The following is a 23,638-nucleotide window of genomic DNA, read 5'->3' as shown; positions in this document are numbered from 1 at the left end:
AGGTAATAAGGGGAAAGCCTAGCATACGGCTTGTCCATCCTGTCCCGGAGTGTTCGATGTCCCAATCTTCCCCGGCGTCGCGTGCGGACGCGGCTGCCGCCCCGCGTGCAGGCACGCGCCTGCCGGCCGCCGCGACGCTCGCGGTCGCGTCGGCGACCTGTTCGCTGATCGTGCTCGACACGAACGTCGTCGCCGTCTCGCTGCCGAGCATCGCGCGCAGTTTTCATGCGAGTTTCGCAGACATCGAATGGGTCGTGAGCGCGTACATGACGGCGTTCGCCGCGTGCCTGCTGCCGGCCGGCGGGCTCGCCGACCGCTTCGGGCGCAAGCGGATGCTCTTCGCGGGGCTCGCGCTCTTCTTTCTCGCGTCGCTCGGCTGCGGCATCGCGCCGTCGGCAGGCTGGCTGATCGCCGCGCGCGCGGTGAAGGGCGGCGGCGCCGCGCTGCTGCTGACGGCCGCGCTCGCGGTGATCGCGAATCGTTTTCCGGACGGGCGCGAACGGGCGCGCGCGTGGGCGATCTGGGGCATGTGCATGGGGATCGCGACGGCGATTGCACCGCTCGTCGGCGGCGCGATCACGCAATGGATCGGGTGGCGCTGGGTGTTCCTGCTGAACCTGCCGGTGTGCGCGCTGCTGGCGGCCGGTGCACGCGTCGCGATCGACGAGTCGAAGGATCCGCACGCGAAACGCGTGGATGCGGCCGGCAGCCTGCTGTTCGGCGCGGCGCTCGCATGTGCGATCGCGGCGCTGATCGGCGCGCCCGCGCACGGCTGGTTGTCGGCCGCGACGCTTGGCCGGCTCGCGCTTGCCGCTGCGCTGTTGGCCGCGTTCATCGGCGCGGAGCGCTGGCAGGCGCGGCCGATGATCGATCTCGCGCTGTTCCGCCAGCCGCGCTTCGTCGGCGCGGTGCTCGCGATGTTCGGCTACGCGGCGTGCGCGCAGGTGATGATGACGTTCCTGCCGCTGTACCTGCAGAACGCGTTCGGGATGTCGGCGATCGACGCAGGGCTCGGGATGCTGCCGTTCGCGTTCGCGATGATCGCCGGCCCGTCGCTCGGTGCGGCGCTCGCTGCGCGCGTGTCGTCGGGCGGCGTGCTGGCGGGCGGGCTCGCGCTGATCGGCGCGGGCAATCTCGTCACCGCGGCGCTGACGGCCAGCGGCGACTATCGGCTCGTCGCGATCGGCATGTTCGTGACGGGCTGCGGCGCCGGCATCATGAACGGCGACACGCAGAAGGCAATCATGGCGTGCGTCCCGCCCGAGCGCACGGGCATGGCGTCGGGCATCAGCACGACGACGCGTTTCTCGGCGATCGTGACGGCCGTCGGCGTGCTCGGGGCGGTGCTGGCGGCGAGCACGCACGCGCGGCTCGACGGGCTGCTTTCCGCCACGCCCGGCCTGCGCGCATTCGCCGACGAGCAGTTCCTGTCGAGCCTGCTGGCCGGCGATCTGGCGCAAGCGCTCGGCCGCGTGCCGCCGTCGGCCGCGGGCGTACTCGCCCACGCAGCGCCCGTCGCATTCGCGAGCGGGTTCGCCGACGCGCTGACGGCGAGCGGTGTGCTGGCGCTCGGCGCGGCCGTCGTTGCATACAAGTTGCTGGCGCAACCGATGCGCGACGGCGCGTGACGGTCAGTGGCGCATGCGTATGGAATCATCAAGCTAGTGCGTTCCGGTTTCACGCAGCGGATTCAGGATGTCATCGACGATCGAGGTTCTGTTACCCGTGCAACGAGTGCCGTCTTCATGCGGTGTTCTTCGATCCGGCAGCCGCGGCCATCGGCGATGCGAAGCCCGCTGGCAAGGGTTCGAGGCGTCATTCCGACGATGCGGTGCGGGGCAGATAAACAGGATTGATTCGACATGCGGAAATCGGGCATATCGTCCCGGCGTCGGCATGGCGCCGGTCAATGCGGCTTCGTCGCGATACGGTGGATGCGTGCCGCGTGCGCGACGCGAGCAGGGTGCGATGCGCGGCAATGCGTCGCCTGCTTGCGGCGCGTGCGTCGGGTGGATTCAGGTGTATCGGCGACGGCCGGCGCGGTCGCCGGCGCATCCGCATCCGCATCCGTGCCGGCAGCGACCGCGGCGACCGCCGGCAGCATCGCCTCGGCATCGAGCCACGCTCGCGTCGCTTCCGCGATCACCCCGCGCAGCCAGCGCACGCCCTCTGCGCACGCGCCCGATTCGTTCCACGTCATTCGGTACACGATGTCCGGCGGTTCGGCCGGCAGCGCGATCGCGGCGAGCGGCAGCAGCTTCGCATAGTGCCGCGCGAGCCGGTACGTGGTGGTGAGGATCATGTCGGTGCGCACGAGCGCGTGCGCGGCGAGTTCGAAGTGCGGCAGCGTGACGACGATGTGCCGCTGCAGGCCCACGCGTTCGAGCTGCCGGTCGATCGCGCCGGACGCCTCGAGCCACGACGGCGTCGGGCACAGCTGCGGCGCCGCCACGAAATCGGCGGCCGTCAGCACGCCGCGTCGAGCGAGCGGATGCGTCGCGCGCATCAGGCATACGACGCGGTCGTCGAACAGGTCGTCCTGCCGGAAGCGCGACTGGCGCGCGGGACGGTTGTCGATCACGATGTCGAGTTCGCCGTCCGCCAGCGCGCGCTCGTCGTCGAAGCCGTCGCCGAGCGGATGGAAGACGAGCTGCGCGTTCGGCGCGCGCTCGCGAAACAGCGCGACGAGCTTCGGCACGAACAGCACGTTCAGGTAGTCGGGGCAGCCGATCCGGTAGGTGCGCACCGACGTGCGCGCGTCGAACGTCGGCTGCTGGATGCGGATGAAGTCGATCACGCGCAACGCGTTGCGCAGCGGCTCGATCAGCCGCGCGCCGAATTCGGTCGGCACCATGCCGTAGCGGCTGCGCACCAGCAGAGGATCGCCGAGCAGCGTGCGCAGCCGCTTGAGCGCGGCGCTCGTCGCCGGCTGCGACATGTTCAGGCGCACGGCTGCACGCGACACGGTGCGCTCGGTCAGCAGCACGAGCAGGACTCGCATCAGCCGCGCATCGAGCACGTCGAGCGCGCCCGCGGCGTCGGCCGCGTGGCGCGGCAGGGTGGTCGGGTCTAGCGGGTCCCGCATGCCGATCCGCCTCCCGGCGACACCGTGACCGCGCGCGACGCGACTGCCGGCCGGCGGCGCGTCATTTTGCGAAGGTGCCCGGCCAGCCGACGATCCGCTTCGGGCGCGGCGGCGCGTACGTGCGGACCTTCGACGTCTTCAGCTTCAGGCGCACCAGCGACTCGGCGAGCGCGACCGCGGCCGACACGCCGTCGACGACCGGCACGCCCGTGGATTCCTCGATCTGCCGGTCGAGGCCGGCCATTCCGCCGCAGCCGAGGCAGATCACTTCCGCGTGATCGTCCTTCACCGCGCGCTGCGCCTGGCCGACGATCGACTCGATCGCGCGGGCCGGGTTCTCCTCGAGTTCGAGCACCGCGAGGCCACTGGCGCGTACCGACGCGCAGCGCGCGTCGAGCCCGGCGAGTTTCAGCCGATCCTCGATCAGCGGCACCGTGCGGTCGAGCGTCGTGACGACCGAATAGCGGTGGCCGAGCAGCATCGCGACGCTCGCGGCCGCTTCGGTGATGTCGACGACGGGCACCGTCAGCAGCTCCTGCAGTCCTTCTCGGCCGTGTTCGCCGTAGCCGGCCTGGATCACCGCGTCGTACGGTTCGTCGTAGCTCAACACGCGATCCATCACGGCGATCGCCGCGAGGTAGCTCTCGAAGTTGCCTTCGATCGACTCCGCGCCGAAGCGCGGCGTCAGCCCGACGATCTCCGTGCCGGGCGACGCGGCGGCCTGCGCCTGCGCGGCGATCGCGTCGGTGATCGACTCGGTCGTGTTGACGTTGACTACCAGGATCCTCATTGCGACTCCGTATGCGTGTATGTCAGTGTTGTGCGCAGGCGACCGCGATGGATTCGCCCGAGCGCGCTTCGTATTGCCGTTTGCGATCGGCCAGCAGCCAGTACACGCTGCCCGCGATGGCCGCGCCGAGCAGCCAGGAGAACGGCGTCATCGCGCTGAAGGCCGGCACGACGGCGAGCGTGATCGAGATCAGCGCGGACGGCGCGAGCGCCGCGAGCGCCTTGCGGTTCACGCCGCGCGTGTAGAAGTACGCGCCGGTCGGCGCTTCGGTATAGAGATCGGGCACGTTCACGCGCTGCTTGCGCACGAGCCAGTAGTCGACCGTGATGATCCCGTACAGCGGGCCGAGCAGCGCGCCGAGGCCGGACAGGAAGTAGACGATCACGATCGGGCTGTTGTACAGATTCCACGGCAGGATCAGCACGGCGATCGTCGCGCTGATCAGGCCCGCGCGGCGGAACGACAGGCGATGCGGCGCAAGGCTCGTCAGCACGAACGCCGGTGCGACGAAGTTCGCCATGATGTTCACGGCGACCGTCACGATCAGGAATGCGAGACAACCGAGCACGAGGAACAGCTTGTTCGGCACCGTCGCGATGATTTCCGTCGGGCTGTGGATGATGTGGCCGTTCAGCTTGAACTGCGCGCCGGCGAGCACGAAGCTGATCGTCGCGAACACGACGATGTTGACCGGCAGGCCCCAGAAGTTGCCGACGCGCACCGTCTTCGCGCTCGGCGACGAACGGGCGAAATCGCAGAAGTTGAGCACCAGCGTGCCGTAGATCGCGAGCCACAGCGAGCCGCCCGCGAAGATTTCCGTCCACATCTTCAGGCCCGTCATCGGCTTGCCGATCGACATCGCGAGATGGCCGCCCGTGCGGCTGATCATCCACGCGGCGAGCGACAGCGTCGTGACGAGGATCACCGGGCCGGCGAGCCCCTCGTACTTGCGGACCATTTCCATCCCGAACGTGAGGATGCCGATCTGCACGAGCCAGATCGCGACGAACGTGAGCCAGCCGAGCGTCGACAGCCCGAAGATCGCATTCTGGTCGAACGCGGCGAGGCCCGGCCAGATCGCCGTGAGCAGCACGCGCAGTACGACGGACGCGAGATAGGTCTGGATGCCGAACCAGGCGATCGCGATCACCGCGCGGATCATCGCGGGCAGCAGCGCGCCGTAGATGCCGAAGCTCATTCGGCTGATCACCGGGAACGGCACGCCGGTCTTCTGGCCCATGTAGCCGGTGAGGTTCATGAAGAAATAGACGAGCACCGCGCCGATCGCGAGCGATGCGAGCATCTGCCAGCCCGACAGGCCGAGCGCGAACAGCCCGATCGCGAACGAGTAATTCGCGATGTTGTGCACGTCGTTGGTCCACAGCGCAAAGATGCTGTAGCGGCCCCAGGTCCGGCCCTCGGCCTTGGTCGGCGCGAGGTCGGGATTGTGCAGCCGCGGGCTCAGCGCGGGGTCGCGCGTGGCCGAACCGGTTCGATGCGATGCGTCGTCCGCGCCGGGCACGAGGCCCGGGCGGTGGGTGGCTTCCAGTTGCACGCCGTTGTCTCCTTCCATGTGCGGGGCGCGAAACCGGCCGCGTAGGGACGCAGCGCCGGCTCGGCCGCCGTGGACGTTATGTCTCGGATTTGTTCGCGAGTATGGGTGGCGGCCACGACGATGGGAAATTAAATATTCGGCTGGGCGTCATTTGAAAAATGAATGGAAGCCGCCCGCCGGCAACGGCCGGGTGCGGCACGCAAATTGCGGGTCAGCGGGCTCCATCCACATCGACATCAGCGGAGGTGTCATGCAGCGATATTCATTTCGTCACGTATCGCGAGCCGTCTTCGCCGGCCTCCTGATTGCGGGCCTGGCGGCGGGCGCAGGCTGCCAGAAGAAGAGCGACTCCAGTTCAGACTCGGGTGCGACGAGCGGCATGTCGGCCGCGCCGTCCACCGCGCCGTCGGGCACGCCGAGCAGCGGGGCGGCCGGCGGCGGCGCGAGCCTGCCGGGTGCGGCCTCCGCGCCGGGCGGCGCAAGCGGCGGCTGACGGGCGCTTGACCGGACGGGCGGCATGCTTGCTGCGTGCGGTGTGCCGTCCGCTTTTGTCGTGTGCGGTGCCGGGCAGGCATGCGCGCCGGGTGGCGCGTGTGCGCGCGGCCGCGTGCATGAAAGATTTGCAAGGACCGTTGTAGCGATTTCCGGACCGGCGGTGACGGCGTGACGCCGGCGTACGCCGGCCGGGCAAGGAGGTGCGATGCAGAACGCGGAATCGAACCCTACCCCGGAAAAGCAGCGCGAACAGATCGAGAAGAGCCCGGTGAAGACACCGGCTGCCGGCGACATGCCGGATGCCGCAACCCAGGCGGCGCAGGTGGCGCGGCGTCCGATGACGCCCGAGGCCATCGCCGGGAAAATGCCGACCGGCCTGCCGCCGATCGACGTCGACGCGCATGCGGTCGACAGCGGCGATCCCGTGCGCCGGGCCGCCGGCCGGATCGTCACGCTCGACAACGCGAACATGGCGATGACCGACAACACGGTCGACGTCGACGGCAAGGGCATGGAGGCGCGCACCGGCGCGTCGGAACTGCAGGACAACGTGATCTATTCGAACGCATCGCTCGACGAAGCGGTCGAGACACCCGATGAAGGGCTCGGCGGGATCGAGAGCCGTCCGTCCGGCAACCTGCCGCAGATCGCGACGCGGCCGGGCTGGCGCGTGCGCCATGTCGGCGATGTCGATGTCGAACACGGCAACGGTACGCGCGCCGAGCACGTGATCTGCCTCGAGCCGGTCGACTGATGCGGTAATCGGGGCGTGGCGGCCGGCGCAACCGCACCGGCCGCCACGACCGTTGGCGGTCCTTACTGCGGACCGAGTTCTTGCGCGGACGTATCGGCGTCGTTGCCTTGCGCGACGAGCACGTGGATATCGTTCGGCGTCACGTCGCCGACCCCGCCCGACGGAATCGTCAGCAGCAGCCAGTCGGCGTTGTTGTTGATGGTGACCGGCGCGGTCTTGAGGATCGGCGTCTTGCTGCCGGCCGTCGTGACGATCACCTGGTAGCTGCCGCCGTTCAGGTAGTTCGAATCCTGCGTCGTGGCCGGCACCGCATTCTGGTAGGCCGCGCCCGCCATCGTCGGGCTTTGCGTCGTGATGTCGGTGCCCGGCGGGACGATGTACACGTCGACGTTCTGCGCGTTCGGCGACGCGTTGAAGCTGCGCACGCGCGCCTTGTCCGACAGCAGGCCCTTGTCGTACGGATCGTCGATCACGGAAATCAGCGACGTCGTGCTCGGCAGCGCGATCGTCGTGTAGTGATGGCCGTTCGCCGCGCTGAACGTCTGCGCGGCGATGGTCGTCGTCGTGCCCGAGACGTCATAGCTCGCGTTCTGCGTGCCCGAATCGACATCGTGATAGCGCGTCACGCCCTTGTACGCGACGCCGGCCTGGTCGAGCTTCGCGTTCAGGTAGTAGTCGAGATTCGGTCCGGCCGGCACCGCGTTGATGAAGCGCGCCTGCGGCTTCGAGATGCCGAGTACGGTGCCGACGTCGTTGCCGTCGCCGCCGCATGCCGCGAGCACGGAAACGGCAGAGCACAGGGCCACCAGCGTTCGTATTGATTTCATGTTGTCCTCTCGTTCAGGGAACCTGCTGACGATGCGGGACCGCCGCGCGAAGCGTCGCGCGGGGCGCAGCGCCGGTTGAAGGAAGGGTGTTGACCGCCGCAGAGGCGGGCGCGGGGATGGCGCAAGCGATGTGCCTGTGCGGCGGACGACGGCGCAGGGCGGCGGGAGGCACGCACGCGCCGTTGCGGCGGCGTGCGCGGGACGAGACGAACGAAGTGCGGCGAAGCGGGCGCGGGGCGGGTCGCACGCTCGGTGCGGTTGTAAAAAAGACAGCGTCGCGCGGGCGACGCACCGTGTCAGCGGTTCACGAGCCTGGCCGGATACGCGAGCGCGAGGGCGCAGCCGACCACCATGCATGCGGCAAAGCCATACAGTCCCGCGCTTTGCGAATGGAACGTGTCGCGCAGCCAGCCGATGAAGTAGGTGCTGCCGAACCCGCCGAGGTTCGCGATCGAGCACGCGAACGCGATCCCGCCGGCGGCGGCCGAGCCCTTCAGGAACGTCGACGGCAGTGCCCAGACGACCGGCATCGCGGCGGCCGCGCCTGCATTGATCAGCGAGAACAGCAGTACCGTCGCGAGCGTGCCGTGCGACGACGAAGCCGCGACCGCCAGCGCGACGGCCGACACCATGAACGGTACGACGATATGCCAGCGGCGTTCGCGTGCGCGATCGGAGCTCGCGCCGCAGTACAGCGTGGCGAGCACGGCGGCGGCATTCGGGATCACCATCAGCCAGCCGATGTGGTACGCATCCTTCACGCCGGTGTCGCGCAGGATCGTCGGCAGCCAGAAGCTCACCGCATACAGGCCGAGCAGCACGCACAGGTCGATCAGGCCGAGCGCCCACACCTTCGGGTCGGAGAATGCCTTGGCGAGCGCATGGCTCTTGTTGCCGGACGGATCGGCGTCGAGGTTCGCGCGCAGCGTGCGCTTCTCGTCGGCGTTCAGCCATTGCGCGGCTTCGATGTTGTTGGGCAGCCAGCGCAGCACGGCGAAGCCGAGCAGCACCGACGGCAGCGCTTCGAGCAGGAACAGCCACTGCCAGCCGCCGATCCCGTGCGCGCCGTCGAACGCGCGCATGATCCAGCCGGAGATCGGGCTGCCGATCATGCTCGACAGCGGCAGGCCGACCATGAACAGCGCGACGATCCGCGCACGGCGCGCATCGGGATACCACTGCGTCAGGTACAGCAGCACGCCCGGCAGGAAGCCGGCCTCGGCGGCACCGAGCAGGAAGCGCACGACGTAGAACTGCATCGGCGTATGCACGAACATCGTCGCACCCGACAGCAGGCCCCACGTGATCATGATCCGCGCGATCCACAGTTTCGCACCGACGCGTTGCAGCACCAGGTTGCTCGGGACTTCGAACAGGATGTAGCCGCCGAAGAACAGGCCGGCGCCGAGGCCGTACACGGTATCGCTGAACTTCAGTGCGTCGAGCATCTGGAGTTTCGCGAGGCCGATGTTGATGCGGTCGAGATAGGCCGCGAAGTAGCACAGGCAGAAGAGGGTGATGAGGCGCAGCGTGACCTTGCGATAGAGCTGGCCGTGCAACGCGTCGTCGGGGGAAACGGCGGCGCTCGGGTGTGCGGTAGACATGGGACTGCCCCTGTTCGAGTGTGACGGATGAATGGGTGGCTCGATCGACGCGCGCGGAGGTTCCGCTGCGCACTGGAACCTGTATATCACGGCAATTAAATAGCGTACACACTAGAAAATACCGAATCGCACAGGCACGAATCCGACCATCCGCAGGAAAGCGTTTGCGCGAGAAAATCCGTGTTTATGAAGGGGTTTTCGACGATATGGAGTGCCCGCTGAAAAGGGTGGTCCGGGTATGGATGCATGCACGGAATTCGTGCGCATACACTCAAAAAAGAAGTGTGTGCGCGGAAGCCTGCGACGGCACGCGAATGCATGTGCGACAGTCGGCGCGAACGGGCCCGGCGGGCTCTCGCGCCGGTGTCTTGGCCGGGGCGCCCTGTCCATGGGGCAATCGCCTGGCGCGATGCGTGCCCGGTGCCGCGCAACCTGATGCACCGCAATGACGCAGCGATCCGTTCGCCGATTGCGCTGATTTGAGGGTGTACACTGCTTGTCTTTCACTTACACCCGGCACGGGGCCTGCACTTTCATGGCGTCTTCGAAGGATTCCTACGACTTTCACGACCAGGTCGGGCACCTGCTGCGCCGCGCGTATCAGCGGCACGTATCGATCTTCCAGGAAGCGATCCCCGATTCGGACCTCACCGCCGCGCAGTTCGTGACGTTGTGCGCGGTCAAGGAGCGGCAGGCGTGCTCGCTCAACGACATCGTCAAGGCGACCGCGATCGATCAGGCGACGATCCGTGGCGTCGTCGAGCGCCTGAAGGCGCGCGCGCTGATCGAGGTGCTGCCCGACCCGAACGACGGCCGCAAGCTGATCGTGCGTACCACCGCGTCCGGCCTTGCGCTGATCGACCGCACGGTGCCGTTCGCGCGGCAGGTGACGGAGCGTACGTATGGTGCGCTCAATCCCGGCGAGCGCGTCGCGCTGCAGTTTCTGCTGCGCAAGATGATGGAAGACGACGGCGACGCGTGACGCGCGAGCGGCGCAGGTGCGGCCTACGCCGCGCCTGCCGCGACGGAGGCGCCCGCTTCGTCGGCGTGCATCAGCCGGCCAGCATCGCGTAGTGCGGCGCGTACTGCTTCGGGTGTGAACGGCGGCGCGTAGAACCGCACGCCGGTCGCATCGAACAGCGCGTTCGCGACAGCGGCGGGGCCCGGCACCGAGGCCGATTCGCCTGCGCCGAGCGGCGGTTCGCCTTGCCTCGGCATCAAGACTACATCGACATCCGGGACTTCCGCGAAGGTCAGGAGCGGATAGCTCGCCCATTCGCGCGACGCGACCTTGCCGTCCGCGAACCGCACGCGTTCCTTCAGCGTGCGGCTCAATACCTGGATCACGTTGCCGTGGATCTGGTGGCGCACGCCATCCGGGTTGATCATCGTGCCCGTGTCCTGGCCGACCGTCACGCGTTCGATGCGTATTTCGCCCGACACGCAGTCGACGCACAGGTCAACGATCCAGGCCGACCACGCCGCGCCGAATCCGGGGAAACGACTGTGCACGTAGCGCGCATAGGCGATGCCGCGGCCGCGCGCGAGCCGCGACCCGTCCTGTTCGTGAGGCGGGCGTGGCACGCGCGGCGTCCAGCCCGCGCGATCGGCCACGGCCTGCAGCAGCGCGATCGCGCGCGTGTCCTGCAGATGGCGCAGCCGGAACGCGAGCGGATCGACGCCCGTCAGCGCCGCGCACTCGTCGGCGAACGCATCGTGCGCGAACGAGTTCGGCAACGCCGATACGCCGCGCAGCCACGACGCACGCACGAGCGGCGCGAGATCCTCGCAGACGAAACGGCGATGCGGGCTCGCATACGGCGACACCGCCGTGCGATCGCCCATTTCGAACACGCGCGGCTCGGGCGCGATCGTGCCGGTCAGCAGCGCCGCGAGCAGCGGCGCATCGTTCGACGGATAGCGTGTCGTGAAGTCGTAGCCGAGCAGGCGGCCGTCGCGCGTGACGGTGCCGGTTACCTGCATCAGCTGGCCCGTGCCTTTCGGTTCCCACAGATGCTCGTCCGCGCGCGACAACTGCACGCGCACCGGGCGGCCGACCGCGCGCGACAGCAGCAGCGCGTCGCCGCACACGTCGTCCGCGCCGTTGCGGCCGTAGCAGCCGGCCGCTTCCATCCGCACGACGTCGAGATCGGCTTCGTCGCGCGCGACGAGCGTCGCGAGGTCATGGCGCAGCGACACGGGGTTCTGCGTGCCGGACCACACGGTGATTCGCCCATCGCCCGGCTCGCGGTAGTCGGCGAGCGCGCAGGACGGGCCGATCGAGCCGTGCATCTGGAACGGCCACGCATAGGTGCGCGACAGCGTGATCGTATCCGGTTGGGTTCGCGCGGCATCGACGTCGCCTTCGTCGAGCAGCACGCGGCGCGTGGCCGGCGCGGCGGCGATCGCGGCGGCCGGATCGTCGAGCGGCGGCAACGCGGGATGCGGCCGCCACGTCACGCGCAACTGGCGCGCCGCGCGGATCGCGTGTTCCTCGCGCTCGGCGACGACGCCGACAAAATCGCCGAGCGCGACGACGGCCACGAGCCCCGGCACGCCGGCCACCGACGCGCGGTCGACGTCGACGAGCGAGGTGCCGACGAATGCGCCGCTGTCGTGGCCCGCATACGGCGGCCGCACGACGCGGCCGTGCAGCATGCCCGGCACGCGCATGTCGTGCACGAACGTGAGCTGGCCGGTCGCCTTCGCGGGCAGGTCGACACGCGGCGCCGATTTGCCGACGATCCGGTAGTGCGCGGGATCCTTCGTGCGGGTGTTCAGGTCGAGGGGCAGCGCGATCCGGTGCGCGGTGACGAGCGCGGCGAACGTGATCGCCTGTCCATCGGCCGAAATCGTTCCATCGTCGACGGCCAGCCGCGCCGCGTCGACACCGAATCGCTCGGCCGCGAGCGCGAGCAGCGCGTGACGCGCCTGCGCGGCCGCGCAGCGCAGCGGCGTCGCGGAAATCTGGATCGTCGCGCTCGCGATGGTCGGGCCCTGGTTCGGGGTCGCGGCCGTGTCGCCGAGCACCATCGTCACGCGCGCGGCCGGCACGTCGAGTTCCTCGGCGACGATCTGCGCGAGCGACGTGCGGATCCCGGTGCCGAGATCGACGTGGCCGTTGAACGCGAGGATGCGGCCGTCGTCGAGAATCGCGACGAAGACTTCGGGCAGCGCGGGCACGTAGGACGACAGGCTGCCCGGTTGGCCGGGCGCCGGCTTGACGGGCGGCGCGGGCGGCCGGATGACGGTCAGGCAGCCGTCGCGCGCGAGCAGTTCGGAGCGGTTCACGGGGGAGTGGTCCTGTCGGGAGCGGTGCGGCCGGCGGGCGGCGGCGTCGGAAAGCGTTCGGGCGGCGGCGCGCGTGAAGCCAATCTAGGCCGCCAAAAGCGCAGCGTCAATCGCGGGCGACACGACACATGGGGCCGCCCGCGATCCGTCGCGATTCAGCGCGCGCGGGCCTGTAGCGCATCGATCGCCGCGATCGCGTCGTCGAGCGGCATCACGGCTGCATATTTCTGCTGCATGTCGAACAAGTTCGCGTCGTGCGGCGCGATCGCGCGATCGCCGACGCAATCGGCCAGCACGAGCGGGCGGAACCCGTGCGACATCGCGTCGACCACGCTCGCGCGCACGCAGCCGCTCGTCACGGCGCCCGCGACGAGCAGCGTCTGCACCGCGCGCTGGGCGAGCCACGGCGCCAGCTGCGTGCCGAAGAACGCCGACGGTACGGTCTTGCGCACGACGAGTTCGCCCGGCGCGGGCGTGAGTTCGGGCACGATCGCGCTGTTCGGGTGGTGCTCGGTCAGCGTCGCCATGCCGGGCACCTTCAGCGAGAACACGTTGTCGTCGCTGCCGTCGTCCGCATAAACGATGCGGCTGTGCGCGACCGGCCAGCCGCGTTCGCGAGCAAGCGCGAGCGCATGCGTCGTGCGCGCGATCGCCGGCGCGATGTTGCCGCCGCCGAACGTCGCGGGATCGGCGAAGCCGACCACGAAATCGACGATCAGCAGGCCGATGTTGCCGTGCGGCGGCAGCGGCGTGCCGAAACCCTGCTGGCGATACACGTTCGCTTCGGCGTGACGGGAAAGATCGTTCATGGTGTCGGGTGCTCGTCGGTCAGGCGGGTTGATCGGTCACGCGGCCGTCGCGCACGACGGTCTCGCCGTCGAGTTCGACCGTGCAGCGGCGCAGCGGGATGTCGATGTGGCAGGTGGTCGTGCGGTTGCCGCCGCCTTCGTTGTTCGGGCCGAGCGAGAACAGGAAGTTGCCCTCGAACGCGCGCGCATCCATCCCGATCGTCGCCTCGCGGTCGTACAGCCCGAGCGTCGACCAGCGCGCACGCGGCTGCAGCCCCCAGCCGATATGCGAGATCGCATAGCCTTCCGGGTCGGCGAACGTTTCCATGTAGTCGCGCAGCAGGTCGGCGTCGACGCCGCCTTCGATGCGCGTCGCGAAGCCGCCTTCGACGGTCAGCGCGATCGGCTCGCTCACGTAGTGTTTCTGCGGCAGCAGGATGTCGCCGCGATCGATCACGATCGTGCCGCGCGCGGTGCGGTCGTTCGGGTAGGTCAGTGCGAAACCGCTCGGCCAGTGGTCCCAGCGGCCCGGCGCGTCGACGAAGCCGTATTCGGCCGTCGGCGGGAACTCGCCGAGCGGGCACACGAGCGCAGTGCCGGCCGCCGAGGTCACGCGCATCTCGCGGGCAGCCGCGATTTTCTTCGACGCGGCGAGCACGCGCGTGCGGTCGGCCGGCGTCGGCACCATCCGCACGAGCACCTCGGGCGGCTCGACCGCGAGCAGGATCTTCGTGCCGGACTTCAGGATCTCGTGCTGCTCGGGCGAGAACAGCAGCGTCATCAGGTCGAGTACGAGGTCGCTCTCGCGCAGCGCGGCGATCGCGGCCTTGTTGCCGGTCAGCGGCGTCGTGCCGAGATAGGCGAGCGGGTCGCGGCTGAACGCCTTGTCGCCGTTCACCGGCGGCAGGTCGAGCCGGTTGACGATCGCGCCCATCGATTGCGTCGCGATCAGCGCGCACGACAGCGTCTGTGGGTGGGTGGCCGCGCTCGTCAGGATCGTGACGGTCTGGCCCGGTTCGAGGCGCGACAGCGTGAGGACCTGCTTCCACGCGTCGATCAGTTGGGTATCGCTGACTGGCATCGTCGGCTCCGGTAAAGGCGTAGGGGAAAGAGGGCGGGCGCCGCGCGATCAGGCGGCGAGCGGCGCGCCGAGGAAGTCGCCGAACGCCGCGTAGAAGCCCGCGGCGTTGTCCCACGGAATCATGTGGCCGGCGTCGGGCACGCGCACGTGCCGCATCGATGGCGTCGCGCGCTGCAGTTCGGCGACGTCGTCGTCGCGCACCACGTCGCCGCGCTCGGCCGTGATCAGCAGCGACGGCACGGCCAGTTGCGCGGCATCGGCGTGGAAATCGTCGGTATGGAATCCTTCGTACGACGCGCGCACCGCACGCTCGTCGCAGGTATGCAGCCATTCGGCGCGCAGCTGCAGTTCGGCGTCGGTCCAGGTCGGGCAGAACGCGCGCATGCCTTCGCCATCGGTGCCGGCACGGGCGAGCGCCATCGAGTCGATGTACCACGGCAGCTTGCCCGGATAGTCGCGGCGGTTCGGGCCCGATACGGGCGGGTCGACGAGCACGACGGACGCGAGCCCGCGGATATCGCGCCGCGCCGCGCGCGCAGCGATCCGCGCGCCCATCGAATGGCCGACGAGGCTCGTGCGCGGCAGGCCGAGCGCGGCGACGAGCGCCGCGATGTCGTCCGCCTGCGCATCGAGGCCGTAGTCGAGCGACGGCGACGCGTCCGACAGCCCGCGGCCGCGCACGTCGAGCACGTAGGTGTCGAATGCCGCGCCGAACACTTCGCCGACGAAGCCCCACGTGATCGCGGGGCTCGTGATGCCGGGGATCAGCACGATCGCCGGGCGCGACGCGCGCGCGCCGGTCGTGCCGCCGTAGCGCAGGTAGTGCTGGCGGATGCCGTTCGCGCGGATGTTCGCGCCGTACAGGAAAGTCGAGGACATGAATGGACTCCGTCGGAAGGGCCGCGCTCAGTACGCGCCGGACAGCAGCGCGCCGGCGCCGGGCACGACGGGCTCGAGGTCGAGCTCGCGCAGCATCGCGTAGGTGGTCGCGATCGCGGCCGTGACGACCGGCTTGCCCGTCATCGCCTCGACCTTCGCGACGGCCGGCAGCGACGGCATCTGCACGCAGGCGGACAGCACGATCGCGTCGGCGTCCTGGTACGGCAGCGTCTTCACGATGTCGGGCAGGCGTGCCGGATCGTGGCGGCCGACGTCGAGGTTGTCGGGAATCTCCAGCGCGCGATAGGCGAGTACGTCGAAGCCTTCGTTGCGGATGTAGTCGACCACGAGCTCGGTGAGCGGCAGCATGTACGGCGCGACGACGACGATGCGCTTCGCGCCGATCACCTTCAGCGCGTCGACGAGCGCGCCCGCGCTCGTCAGCACGGGCGCCTGCGCGCCGTTGTCGGCCGTGTGCTTCGTGAGGCGCGCCTGCGACACGCGGTGGTAGCCGTGGCCCATCGCCATGATCGCGACGAGGCACGCGTAGCCGAGCACGTCGACGCGCGCATCGCTCAGTTCCACCGCGCAGCGGTCGGATTCGGCATCCATTGCCGCGAGTTCTTCCTTGACGACCTTCTTCATCCGCATCCGGCTCGAGTGGTAAGTGAAGCGCTCGGGACGGATCGTTTCGCGCAACCGCAGCATCGCGGGAATCTCGGTTTCCATCGTCGTGTTGGAACTCGGCACGATCTGGCCGATGCGGTAGGTCTTGCTCATGACGGGAGGCTCCGTGTCGGTAAGGGTGGGGCGGCACGCGGGTGCGGGATCGCCGGATGTCGAGCAAAGTCTAGTGTGTACATTTGAAAATGGCAATGAATCAAAATGAGGTGTAACGCAGCGTGTCCATTGGCGTGTGCGGGTTTGTGAGGAATTATCGGTGTTTTCCCGAATGCAGTGACGACGCTCGATAATCCACTTGTCCTGAATAAATTGAGTGTGTACGCTACATAAACGCCATTCAATCCGCCCGTATCCGTGCCGCGTTCGGCCACGGGCCCACGATCAGGAGATCCGCATGAGCAAACCCCGTATCGCAATCATCGGCGCCGGTCTCGGCGGCACGGCCGCGGCTGCGCTGCTGCAGCGCGGCGGTTACGACGTCGCGCTGTACGAGCAGGCGCCCGCGTTCTCGCGCCTCGGCGCGGGCATCCATCTCGGGCCGAACGTGATGAAGATCATGCGGCGCATCGGCTGCGAGGACGCGCTGGAGACGATGGGTTCGCACCCGGATTTCTGGTACAGCCGCGACTGGCGGACGGCCGACGTGCTGTCGCAGATTCCGCTCGGCGACTACGCGCGCAGGACCTACGGCGCGAGTTACCTGACCGTGCATCGCGGCGATTTCCATGCGTTGATGACGCAGGCGGTCACGCCCGGCACGATCCGCTTCGGCAAGCGGCTCGCGGCGGTGGAGGACACCGGCGACGCGGTGCGCCTGACGTTCACCGACGGCAGCGTCGAGACGGCCGACATCGTGATCGGCGCGGACGGCGTGAATTCGCGGATCCGCGAGCACCTGCTCGGCGCGGAACCGCCGCGCTACACGGGTTATGTCGCGCACCGCGCGGTGTTCCCGGCGTCGCTGCTCGCCAACAAGCCGTACGACATGTGCGTGAAGTGGTGGTCGGAGGATCGCCACATGATGGTCTACTACGTGACCGAGAAGCGTGACGAGTATTACTACGTGACGGGTGTGCCGCAGGCCGAGTGGCCCGACGGCGTATCGATGGTCGACAGCAGCCGCGACGAGATGCGCGAGGCGTTCGCGGGGTTCCACGCCGACATCCAGCACCTGATCGACGTTTCGCCGTCGATCACCAAGTGGCCGCTGCTCGAGCGCGATCCGCTGCCGTTGTGGAGCCGCGGCCGCCTCGTGCTGCTCGGCGACGCGTGCCATCCGATGAAGCCGCACATGGCGCAGGGCGCGGCGATGGCGATCGAGGATGCCGCGATGCTCGCGCGCTGTCTCGATGAAGTCGGCATCGGCGACTACGCGGGCGCATTCGCGCTGTACGAGGCGAACCGCGCGGCGCGCGCGTCGAAGGTGCAACTCGTGTCGCACAACAACACGTGGCTGCGCACGAACGAGGATCCGTCGTGGGTGTTCGGTTACGACGTGTTCGACGTGCCGCTCGCGGCGCCGTCGCGCAGCAACGTGGCGGCCGCGGCCTGATGCGCCCGCGGTGCCCGCGCCGGCCGGTGCCGGGCCGTCGCGGCGATCGACATGCGCGGGTACGTGCGCATTTCGGCGTGTTATATGTCAGGCGCGCGCCGGCGGGCGCCAGCCGGCGGCAGTGCCCGCCGCCGGCCGCTCCCGGCCCGCGCGCCGCATTCCGGATCCACTCATGTCCCATCCCGCCTCTCCGTCGCGGCCGCTGGCGTTTCGCGTGAACGGCACGCCGCACACCTTCGACGCCGCCGCGCCCGACGCGCCGCTGCTGCTGGTCCTGCGCAACGACTGCGCGCTCAACGGCCCGAAATACGGCTGCGGGCTCGGGCAGTGCGGTGCGTGCACGGTACTCGTCGACGGGCAGGCCACGCGTTCGTGCGTCGTGCCGGCCGCCGCCGCGAACGGGCGCGACGTCACGACGCTCGAAGGGCTCGGCTCGCGCGACGCGCTGCATCCGATCCAGCGCGCGTTCGTCGACGAGCAGGCCGCGCAATGCGGTTATTGCCTGAACGGGATGATCATGAGCACGAAGGCGCTGCTCGACCGCCACCCCGCGCCGGACGATGCGGCGATCCGCGACGCGCTGCGCTTCAACCTGTGTCGTTGCGGCACGCATCTGGAGATCATCCGTGCGGTGCATCGCGCCGCACGCTATCTGCGAGACGGCGATGAAGCGTGACGCGAACCTGCCTGCGCAACGGGAGCACGCCGAGGTGCTCGACACGCGCGATGATCCTGCCACCGGCGCATCGCACGCACACCGTGCGCGCTACGAATGGCCGATCGGCGACACGCATGCACGCGCGTCGTTCGACATCGAAACGCGCACCGAACCCGACGGGCGGATGACGGCCTGGCGCTATCGCGCGCAGGCGGCCGGTGCAGGCGCGCACGATGCGCGCGGGGCGGATGCCGGCGCGGCATCGCCGTTCGTCTACCGGCACGCGCAGACGTCGATCGAACTGGCCGATGTCGACGGTGCGATTCCCGGTCAAGCGCACGCATTTGCCCGCGAATCCTTCGTCGACGAACTCGCCAGCGCGTTGCGACGCGACCCGGTCGCGCTGCGGCTGCAGCACCTCGATGCCGCGCGGGATGCGGGGCCGCGCGAGACGATCCGGATGGTCAGCGAGCGCGCCGCATGGGGCGTGCCGGTCACGGCCCGCGTGAACACGCGTTCGACGGTCAGCGGACGCGGCTTCGCATTCGACGGCGAGCCCGCGGCCGAATCCGGCGATGCCCGCCATGACGGCGACCCGCGCTGGTCCGCATGGGTCGTCGATCTCGAAGTCGACCGTGCGACGGGCGATGTCGCGGTACGGCGCGTCGTGGCCGGGCAGGGCAACGGCGAGCCGGGCGACGCGGCGCTGGCCGGCTTGCCCGCGTGGCAGATCGAGGCCGCGATTTCGCGCGTGATGGGGGCCCGGTTGTCCGCGCGGGCCGCCCACGACGAGACCGGTGCCGATGCGCAGCCGGACGCGATCGCACACGAACTGGTCGTATCCGACGCAGCGGCGCACCGCACGCAGGGCGAGCTGTCCGTGCACGATGCGCGTCGGATCGAGCAGGCGGCGGCACCGGCCGCGGCGGCGATCGCGAACGCACTGTACGACGCGACGGGCGTGCGCTTTCGTGCGCCGCCATTCGATGCCGCGCACATTCGCGCGGCACTCGCGCAACCGGTGCCGGCCGATGCCGGCGACGGGCTGCATGCGGCCCCGCGCCGTGCATCGCGCTGGCGCCGCTGGCTGGCCGGCGGCGGCGCGGGCGGGGTGGTCGGCGGGCTGATCGGGCTCGCGTGCGCGATCCTGCCGGGGCCCGCGCCGATCGCACCCGTTGCGCCCGGCGGCGCGGACGGCGCGATGTGGAGTGCCGCGACGCTCGAACGCGGCCGCCAGGTCGCCCTTGCCGGCGATTGCGCGGTATGCCACACGGCCCCCGGCGGCGCGACCAACGCGGGCGGGCTCGCGCTCGATACGCCGTTCGGCACGATCTACACGACGAACCTCACGCCCGATCCGGAAACCGGCATCGGCACCTGGTCGTATCCGGCGTTCGCCCGCGCGATGCGCGAGGGCGTCTCACGCGACGGTACGCACCTGTACCCGGCGTTCCCGTACACGGCGTTCGCGAAGCTGAGCGAGCCCGACCTGCTCGCGCTCTATGCGTACCTGATGTCGCAGCCGCCGGTGAAGCACGTGCCGCCGAAGACGAAACTGCCGTTCCCGCTCGACCAGCGGCGCCTCGTCGCCGGCTGGAACTGGCTGTATCACGACGCGCGGCCGTTTGCACCGGACCCGGCGCGCTCCGCGACGTGGAATCGCGGCAAGTATCTGGTCGACGGTGCCGGGCACTGCGGCGCCTGCCATACGCCGCGCAACGCGCTCGGTGCGGAGAAGGGCGGCCTGGCCTACCTGTCTGGCGGCGAAGCGGAGGGATGGGTCGCGCCGCCGCTCGTCGCGTCGCCGGCCTCGCCCGTGCCATGGACCGAAGGCGCGCTGTTCGACTATCTGCGCACGGGTTTCTCCGCGCAGCACGGCGTCGCGGCCGGACCGATGGCGCCCGTCGTCGCGGGGCTCGCGGCGCTGCCCGAGTCCGACGTCCGGGCGATCGCGCACTATCTGGCGTCGCTGTCGCCGCCGGTCGATGCCGCGGTCGCCGCGGACGCGGCAACCCGCCAGGCGCGCGGCGCGGAAACCGTCGCGACGCTCGGCCTCGAGAACGGCCGCCGCGCGTTCGACGCGGCGTGCGCGGTCTGTCATGCGGAATCGGGCGGCGTCGGGCATTTCGGCGTGCGTCCGCTGATGGGGCTCAACACGAGCGTCAGCCAGTCGACGCCGGACAACCTGCTGCGCGTGCTGCACCACGGGATCGACCAGCCGGCCACCGACCAGCTCGGCTACATGCCCGGTTTCGGCGCGGCCTTCGACGACCGCCAGATGGCCGAGCTTGCCGCCTACATCCGTGCGCGCTATGCACCGGGGCAGCCGGCGTGGCGGAACCTGGCGGAAGCATCGGCGAGGATCCGGCAGGCGGGCGAACCTTGACCGTCATGCGCGCATGAGCGCCCGGAACGCCATGCGGGCAGGGCGAAATGACCTGCCCGACGAAAATGCGCGCGGGCGACGGCTGTAAATCTTGCCTGAAACGTCCATCGTTTAACCATTCGAAACAATGTGTTCACTGAAAGGGGCATGATCTCCGGCGATCGAGCAGGCATACTGTCGCCTATGTTGCTCAATGCACGTCGAACGGCGTGCGCCTGCCCCTCATGTCCATTCCAGTCTCTTACCGAACCCTGCGATGGTTGACCGTCGCGGCTGCTGCATGCTTGCTCGCCGCGTGTTCGACCGCTTCCGACGTGACCGCCACGTCGAACCCGAACGTGTACACCGTGAAGACCCGTACGGTCGGCATGTCGACCTCGTGGGCCGACGCCCATGAAAAGGCCCTCAGCGAAGCGACCAACTACTGCACGCAGCGCGGGATGCGCGCGAGCATGAAGCAGGAGTCGCTGTCCGGCCGCGCCAGCGTCGACGCGCGCTCCGAACTCGCGTTCGAGTGCCATCCGACCTTCGAGACGGCATCGAACCCGCGCGGTTGAACGCACGGCGGTGCCCGCGCACCGCCGGCGCCTGAAGCGACGCCTGCATTTCCCTCCCCCGCATGCAAATCGACCCGCGATGCCGGACTGGCACATCGCGGGTCGGCGCACATTGGGCGCTGGCCGTTCGGCTCAGGCCGGCCGTGCCTCGTACAGCTTCACGCACGCGGAGAAATCGAGCGTGCCGAGCCCCTGCTGGCTCATCGACTGATAGAGCTGCTGCGCGAGCGCGCCCATCCATACCGGCTGATGCGCGCTCCGGGCGGCTTCGGTCGCCAGCCCGAGATCCTTCAGCATCAGGTTGGCCGCGAAGCCGCCCGCATAGCCGCGTGCGGCCGGCGCCGTGTCGCTCACGCCCGGATACGGGTTGTACGTGTCCGAGCTCCAGCAGCGGCCGGTCGACGTGTTGATGATGCCGGCCAGCACGGCCGGATCGATGCCGAGCGCGGCGCCGAGCGCCATGGCTTCCGACACGCCCATCATCGAGATCCCGAGCAGCAGGTTGTTGCAGATCTTCGCGATCTGCCCGGTGCCCGTGCCGCCGCAATGCACGACGTTCTTGCCCATGTCGAGCAGCACGGGCCGGATGCGCTCGAACAGCGCGGCGCTCGCGCCGACCATGAAGGTCAGCGTGCCGGCCTGCGCGCCGCCGGTGCCGCCCGACACGGGCGCATCGGCGAGCGGGAAGTCGCGTTGTGCGGCGGCGTCGGCCACCGCGCGCACGGTGCCGGGATCGATCGTGCTGCAGTCGATCAGCAGCGCGCCCGCCCGCGCGCCGGCCAGCACGCCGTCGTCGCCGAGGTAGACCGCGCGCACGTGCTGCGCGGCCGGCAGCATCGTGATCACGACGGCGCCGCGTGCAGCCGCTTCGCGCGGCGAGCCGGCCGCCATCGCACCCGCGCGCACCGCGGCGTCGACCGCATGCGCGTCGAGGTCGAACACCGTCAGCGCGTGGCCGGCCTTGAGCAGATTGGCGGCCATGGGGCCGCCCATGTTGCCGAGTCCGATGAATGCAATTTCCATGTGCGGGCCCTCTATCAGCGCAGCGCGATCGTCGTGTTCACGCCGCCGGCCGTCGCGTCGTCGTCGAACCAGCGCGCGGTGACCGTCTTGGTCTGCGTGTAGAACTGCACGACCTGCTTGCCGTACGGGCCGAGATCGCCGAGCTTCGAGCCGCGCGAGCCCGTGAAGCTGAAGTAGGGCACCGGCACCGGAATCGGGATGTTGATGCCGACCTGGCCGATGTCGATCTCGCTCTGGAACTTGCGTGCGGCCGCGCCGCTCTGCGTGAACAGGCCGACGCCGTTGCCCATCGGGTTCGCGTTGACGAGCGCGATCGCGTCGTCGAGCGTGTCGGCTTCGAGCACGACCACCACCGGCCCGAAGATTTCTTCCGTATAGATCGACATGTCGGTCGTCACGCCCGAGAAGATCGTCGGGCCGACGAAGTTGCCCTGCTCGTAGCCGGGCACCTTCACGTCGCGGCCGTCGAGTTCCAGCTTCGCGCCGGCCTTCACGCCTTCGTCGATCAGCGCGGTGATGCGCGCCTGCGCGGCCTTCGACACGACCGGCCCGACATCGGTGCCGGGCTCGTGGCCCGCGTTGATCTTCAGCACCTTCGCCTTCTCGACGAGATCGGGCAGCCAGTCGCGCGCCTTGCCGACCAGCACGACGACCGAGGTCGCCATGCAGCGCTGGCCGGCCGCGCCGAAGCCCGCGCCGACGAGCGCATTGATCGACTGCTCGCGGTGCGCATCGGGCAGCACGACCGCGTGGTTCTTCGCGCCCATCATCGACTGCACGCGCTTGCCGTGTTGGCTGCCGAGGTTGTACACGTGCGTGCCGACGCGCGTCGAACCGACGAACGAGATCGCCTTGATGTCCGGATGCGTGCACAGGCGGTCGACCACCGTCTTGCCGCCGTGCACGACGTTCAGCACGCCTTGCGGTACGCCGGCCTCGATCGCGAGCTCGACCAGCTGCATCGTCGACAGCGGGTCCTGCTCCGACGGCTTCAGCACGAACGTGTTGCCGCACACGATCGCCATCGGGAACATCCACAGCGGGATCATGCCGGGGAAGTTGAACGGCGTGATGCCCGCGCACACGCCGATCGGCTGGCGCAGCGTGTAGGTATCGACGCCGCCCGCGACGTTCTCCGCGAATTCGCCTTGCTGCAGCGTGCCGATCGAGCACGCATGCTCGACGACTTCGAGGCCTCGGAAGATGTCGCCCTGCGCATCGGGCAGCGTCTTGCCCTGCTCGGCCGTCAGCGTGTGCGCGATCCGTTCGAGATTGCGGCGCACGAGATCCTGGAACTTCAGCATGATGCGCAGTCGCGCGCCGATCGGCGTCGTCTTCCAGGTCTGGAACGCGCGCTGCGCGGACGCGATCGCGGCGTCGACCTCGTCGAGCGTCGCATACGGCACACGGCCGATCACGTCCTGCGTCGCGGGATTGACGATGTCGCCCCATTCGGCGCTTTGCGATTCGACGAATGCGCCGTCGATCAGCAGCTTGGCGGTGGGCACGGCGAGGGTGGTCTGGGGAACTGCGGCGTTCATGGAATTCTCCGGAAAGCGGTGAGGCAAGGTAAAAGGGGGGCTGCTTCCGCCGCGCATGCGTGCACGACGGTCAGCAGGACGAACTGAA

20 protein-coding genes are annotated in these 23,638 nt (G+C 69.3%); 8 read left to right on the top strand and 12 right to left on the bottom strand.

The window, feature by feature from the left end; translation table 11 throughout:
• Positions 1-56: 56 nt before the first annotated feature.
• Positions 57-1,628, top strand: a complete 1,572-nt coding sequence (locus AC5LXX_RS25575; RefSeq protein ID WP_493411480.1) for an MFS transporter — start codon at positions 57-59, stop codon at positions 1,626-1,628.
• Positions 1,629-1,906: 278 nt separating this feature from the next.
• On the opposite strand, the gene AC5LXX_RS25570 is transcribed toward AC5LXX_RS25575, so the two are convergent.
• The 3 genes from AC5LXX_RS25570 to AC5LXX_RS25560 form a co-directional block, all read right to left on the bottom strand.
• Positions 1,907-3,085: a LysR family transcriptional regulator gene (locus AC5LXX_RS25570; RefSeq protein ID WP_493411479.1), complete on the bottom strand. Its 1,179-nt coding sequence runs from the start codon at positions 3,083-3,085 to the stop codon at positions 1,907-1,909.
• A 61-nt stretch (positions 3,086-3,146) separates the two neighbouring features.
• Positions 3,147-3,875: an aspartate/glutamate racemase family protein gene (locus tag AC5LXX_RS25565; RefSeq protein ID WP_493411478.1), complete on the bottom strand. Its 729-nt coding sequence runs from the start codon at positions 3,873-3,875 to the stop codon at positions 3,147-3,149.
• Between the two features lie 22 nt (positions 3,876-3,897).
• On the bottom strand, positions 3,898-5,448 hold the full coding sequence (locus AC5LXX_RS25560; protein WP_493411477.1) for an NCS1 family nucleobase:cation symporter-1: 1,551 nt from the start codon (positions 5,446-5,448) through the stop codon (positions 3,898-3,900).
• Positions 5,449-5,680: 232 nt separating this feature from the next.
• On the opposite strand from AC5LXX_RS25560, the gene AC5LXX_RS25555 reads away from it, so the two are divergent.
• Together AC5LXX_RS25555 and AC5LXX_RS25550 are read left to right on the top strand one after the other, a co-directional pair.
• Positions 5,681-5,923 carry a hypothetical protein gene (locus AC5LXX_RS25555; RefSeq protein ID WP_185658140.1) on the top strand — a complete coding sequence of 81 codons (243 nt, stop codon included), beginning with the start codon at positions 5,681-5,683 and terminating at the stop codon, positions 5,921-5,923.
• A 207-nt stretch (positions 5,924-6,130) separates the two neighbouring features.
• Positions 6,131-6,679, top strand: a complete 549-nt coding sequence (locus AC5LXX_RS25550; protein WP_493411476.1) for a DUF3005 domain-containing protein — start codon at positions 6,131-6,133, stop codon at positions 6,677-6,679.
• 62 nt (positions 6,680-6,741) lie between these two features.
• On the opposite strand, the gene AC5LXX_RS25545 is transcribed toward AC5LXX_RS25550, so the two are convergent.
• The gene (locus AC5LXX_RS25545) at positions 6,742-7,506 is read right to left on the bottom strand and encodes a DUF4397 domain-containing protein (RefSeq protein ID WP_493411475.1); all 765 of its coding nucleotides are present in this window, start codon (positions 7,504-7,506) and stop codon (positions 6,742-6,744) included.
• A gap of 296 nt (positions 7,507-7,802) precedes the next feature.
• Complete coding sequence (locus AC5LXX_RS25540; protein WP_493411474.1) at positions 7,803-9,110, bottom strand: MFS transporter; 1,308 nt, start codon at positions 9,108-9,110, stop codon at positions 7,803-7,805.
• A 535-nt stretch (positions 9,111-9,645) separates the two neighbouring features.
• On the opposite strand from AC5LXX_RS25540, the gene AC5LXX_RS25535 reads away from it, so the two are divergent.
• Positions 9,646-10,092, top strand: a complete 447-nt coding sequence (locus tag AC5LXX_RS25535; protein ID WP_493411473.1) for a MarR family winged helix-turn-helix transcriptional regulator — start codon at positions 9,646-9,648, stop codon at positions 10,090-10,092.
• Positions 10,093-10,115: 23 nt separating this feature from the next.
• Here AC5LXX_RS25535 and AC5LXX_RS25530 read toward each other — a convergent pair whose 3' ends face one another.
• From AC5LXX_RS25530 to AC5LXX_RS25510, 5 genes are all read right to left on the bottom strand, one after another.
• Positions 10,116-12,401 (bottom strand): xanthine dehydrogenase family protein molybdopterin-binding subunit, encoded by a 2,286-nt coding sequence (locus AC5LXX_RS25530; RefSeq protein ID WP_493411472.1) that lies wholly within the window; start codon positions 12,399-12,401, stop codon positions 10,116-10,118.
• 155 nt (positions 12,402-12,556) lie between these two features.
• On the bottom strand, positions 12,557-13,210 hold the full coding sequence (locus tag AC5LXX_RS25525; protein ID WP_493411471.1) for an isochorismatase family protein: 654 nt from the start codon (positions 13,208-13,210) through the stop codon (positions 12,557-12,559).
• Positions 13,211-13,229: 19 nt separating this feature from the next.
• On the bottom strand, positions 13,230-14,270 hold the full coding sequence (locus AC5LXX_RS25520) for a 2,5-dihydroxypyridine 5,6-dioxygenase NicX family protein (RefSeq protein WP_493411470.1): 1,041 nt from the start codon (positions 14,268-14,270) through the stop codon (positions 13,230-13,232).
• Between the two features lie 48 nt (positions 14,271-14,318).
• Positions 14,319-15,149: an alpha/beta fold hydrolase gene (locus AC5LXX_RS25515; RefSeq protein ID WP_493411469.1), complete on the bottom strand. Its 831-nt coding sequence runs from the start codon at positions 15,147-15,149 to the stop codon at positions 14,319-14,321.
• Positions 15,150-15,176: 27 nt separating this feature from the next.
• Positions 15,177-15,929: a maleate cis-trans isomerase family protein gene (locus AC5LXX_RS25510; RefSeq protein WP_322081534.1), complete on the bottom strand. Its 753-nt coding sequence runs from the start codon at positions 15,927-15,929 to the stop codon at positions 15,177-15,179.
• 298 nt (positions 15,930-16,227) lie between these two features.
• Here AC5LXX_RS25510 and AC5LXX_RS25505 point away from each other — a divergent pair, with 298 nt between their 5' ends.
• The 4 genes from AC5LXX_RS25505 to AC5LXX_RS25490 all read left to right on the top strand — a co-directional run bounded on the left by AC5LXX_RS25505 (position 16,228) and on the right by AC5LXX_RS25490 (position 20,986).
• Entirely contained in the window at positions 16,228-17,385 is a 1,158-nt protein-coding gene (locus tag AC5LXX_RS25505) for an FAD-dependent monooxygenase (protein WP_493411468.1), read from the top strand.
• A gap of 172 nt (positions 17,386-17,557) precedes the next feature.
• On the top strand, positions 17,558-18,061 hold the full coding sequence (locus tag AC5LXX_RS25500) for a (2Fe-2S)-binding protein (RefSeq protein ID WP_493411467.1): 504 nt from the start codon (positions 17,558-17,560) through the stop codon (positions 18,059-18,061).
• Complete coding sequence (locus tag AC5LXX_RS25495) at positions 18,051-20,429, top strand: c-type cytochrome (protein WP_493411466.1); 2,379 nt, start codon at positions 18,051-18,053, stop codon at positions 20,427-20,429. The genes AC5LXX_RS25500 and AC5LXX_RS25495 overlap by 11 nt, the downstream gene beginning before the upstream one ends.
• 224 nt (positions 20,430-20,653) lie before the next feature.
• Positions 20,654-20,986, top strand: coding sequence for a hypothetical protein (locus AC5LXX_RS25490; protein ID WP_493411465.1), 333 nt, complete (start codon positions 20,654-20,656; stop codon positions 20,984-20,986).
• A 132-nt stretch (positions 20,987-21,118) separates the two neighbouring features.
• On the opposite strand, the gene mmsB is transcribed toward AC5LXX_RS25490, so the two are convergent.
• Both mmsB and AC5LXX_RS25480 read right to left on the bottom strand, forming a co-directional pair.
• A complete protein-coding gene (mmsB, locus tag AC5LXX_RS25485; RefSeq protein ID WP_493411464.1) occupies positions 21,119-22,009 on the bottom strand; it encodes a 3-hydroxyisobutyrate dehydrogenase in 891 nt (296 codons plus the stop codon).
• 14 nt (positions 22,010-22,023) lie between these two features.
• On the bottom strand, positions 22,024-23,550 hold the full coding sequence (locus AC5LXX_RS25480) for a CoA-acylating methylmalonate-semialdehyde dehydrogenase (protein ID WP_493411463.1): 1,527 nt from the start codon (positions 23,548-23,550) through the stop codon (positions 22,024-22,026).
• Between the last annotated feature and the right edge of the window lie 88 nt (positions 23,551-23,638).

It is taken from the genome of Burkholderia torrens, assembly GCF_984668525.1.
The sequence above is the reverse complement of the archived record's forward strand: the minus strand, read 5'-3'. Positions and strand labels throughout refer to the sequence as shown.

Excerpts from the sequence above, each read along its gene's own strand:
- AC5LXX_RS25575 (WP_493411480.1), top strand. The coding sequence starts at position 57 with ATGTCCCAATCTTCCCCGGCGTCGCGTGCGGACGCGGCTGCCGCCCCG.
- AC5LXX_RS25570 (WP_493411479.1), bottom strand. The coding sequence starts at position 3,085 with ATGCGGGACCCGCTAGACCCGACCACCCTGCCGCGCCACGCGGCCGAC.
- AC5LXX_RS25565 (WP_493411478.1), bottom strand. The coding sequence starts at position 3,875 with ATGAGGATCCTGGTAGTCAACGTCAACACGACCGAGTCGATCACCGAC.
- AC5LXX_RS25560 (WP_493411477.1), bottom strand. The coding sequence starts at position 5,448 with ATGGAAGGAGACAACGGCGTGCAACTGGAAGCCACCCACCGCCCGGGC.
- AC5LXX_RS25555 (WP_185658140.1), top strand. The coding sequence starts at position 5,681 with ATGCAGCGATATTCATTTCGTCACGTATCGCGAGCCGTCTTCGCCGGC.
- AC5LXX_RS25550 (WP_493411476.1), top strand. The coding sequence starts at position 6,131 with ATGCAGAACGCGGAATCGAACCCTACCCCGGAAAAGCAGCGCGAACAG.
- AC5LXX_RS25545 (WP_493411475.1), bottom strand. The coding sequence starts at position 7,506 with ATGAAATCAATACGAACGCTGGTGGCCCTGTGCTCTGCCGTTTCCGTG.
- AC5LXX_RS25540 (WP_493411474.1), bottom strand. The coding sequence starts at position 9,110 with ATGTCTACCGCACACCCGAGCGCCGCCGTTTCCCCCGACGACGCGTTG.
- AC5LXX_RS25535 (WP_493411473.1), top strand. The coding sequence starts at position 9,646 with ATGGCGTCTTCGAAGGATTCCTACGACTTTCACGACCAGGTCGGGCAC.
- AC5LXX_RS25525 (WP_493411471.1), bottom strand. The coding sequence starts at position 13,210 with ATGAACGATCTTTCCCGTCACGCCGAAGCGAACGTGTATCGCCAGCAG.
- AC5LXX_RS25520 (WP_493411470.1), bottom strand. The coding sequence starts at position 14,270 with ATGCCAGTCAGCGATACCCAACTGATCGACGCGTGGAAGCAGGTCCTC.
- AC5LXX_RS25515 (WP_493411469.1), bottom strand. The coding sequence starts at position 15,149 with ATGTCCTCGACTTTCCTGTACGGCGCGAACATCCGCGCGAACGGCATC.
- AC5LXX_RS25510 (WP_322081534.1), bottom strand. The coding sequence starts at position 15,929 with ATGAGCAAGACCTACCGCATCGGCCAGATCGTGCCGAGTTCCAACACG.
- AC5LXX_RS25505 (WP_493411468.1), top strand. The coding sequence starts at position 16,228 with ATGAGCAAACCCCGTATCGCAATCATCGGCGCCGGTCTCGGCGGCACG.
- AC5LXX_RS25500 (WP_493411467.1), top strand. The coding sequence starts at position 17,558 with ATGTCCCATCCCGCCTCTCCGTCGCGGCCGCTGGCGTTTCGCGTGAAC.
- AC5LXX_RS25495 (WP_493411466.1), top strand. The coding sequence starts at position 18,051 with ATGAAGCGTGACGCGAACCTGCCTGCGCAACGGGAGCACGCCGAGGTG.
- AC5LXX_RS25490 (WP_493411465.1), top strand. The coding sequence starts at position 20,654 with ATGTCCATTCCAGTCTCTTACCGAACCCTGCGATGGTTGACCGTCGCG.
- mmsB (WP_493411464.1), bottom strand. The coding sequence starts at position 22,009 with ATGGAAATTGCATTCATCGGACTCGGCAACATGGGCGGCCCCATGGCC.
- AC5LXX_RS25480 (WP_493411463.1), bottom strand. The coding sequence starts at position 23,550 with ATGAACGCCGCAGTTCCCCAGACCACCCTCGCCGTGCCCACCGCCAAG.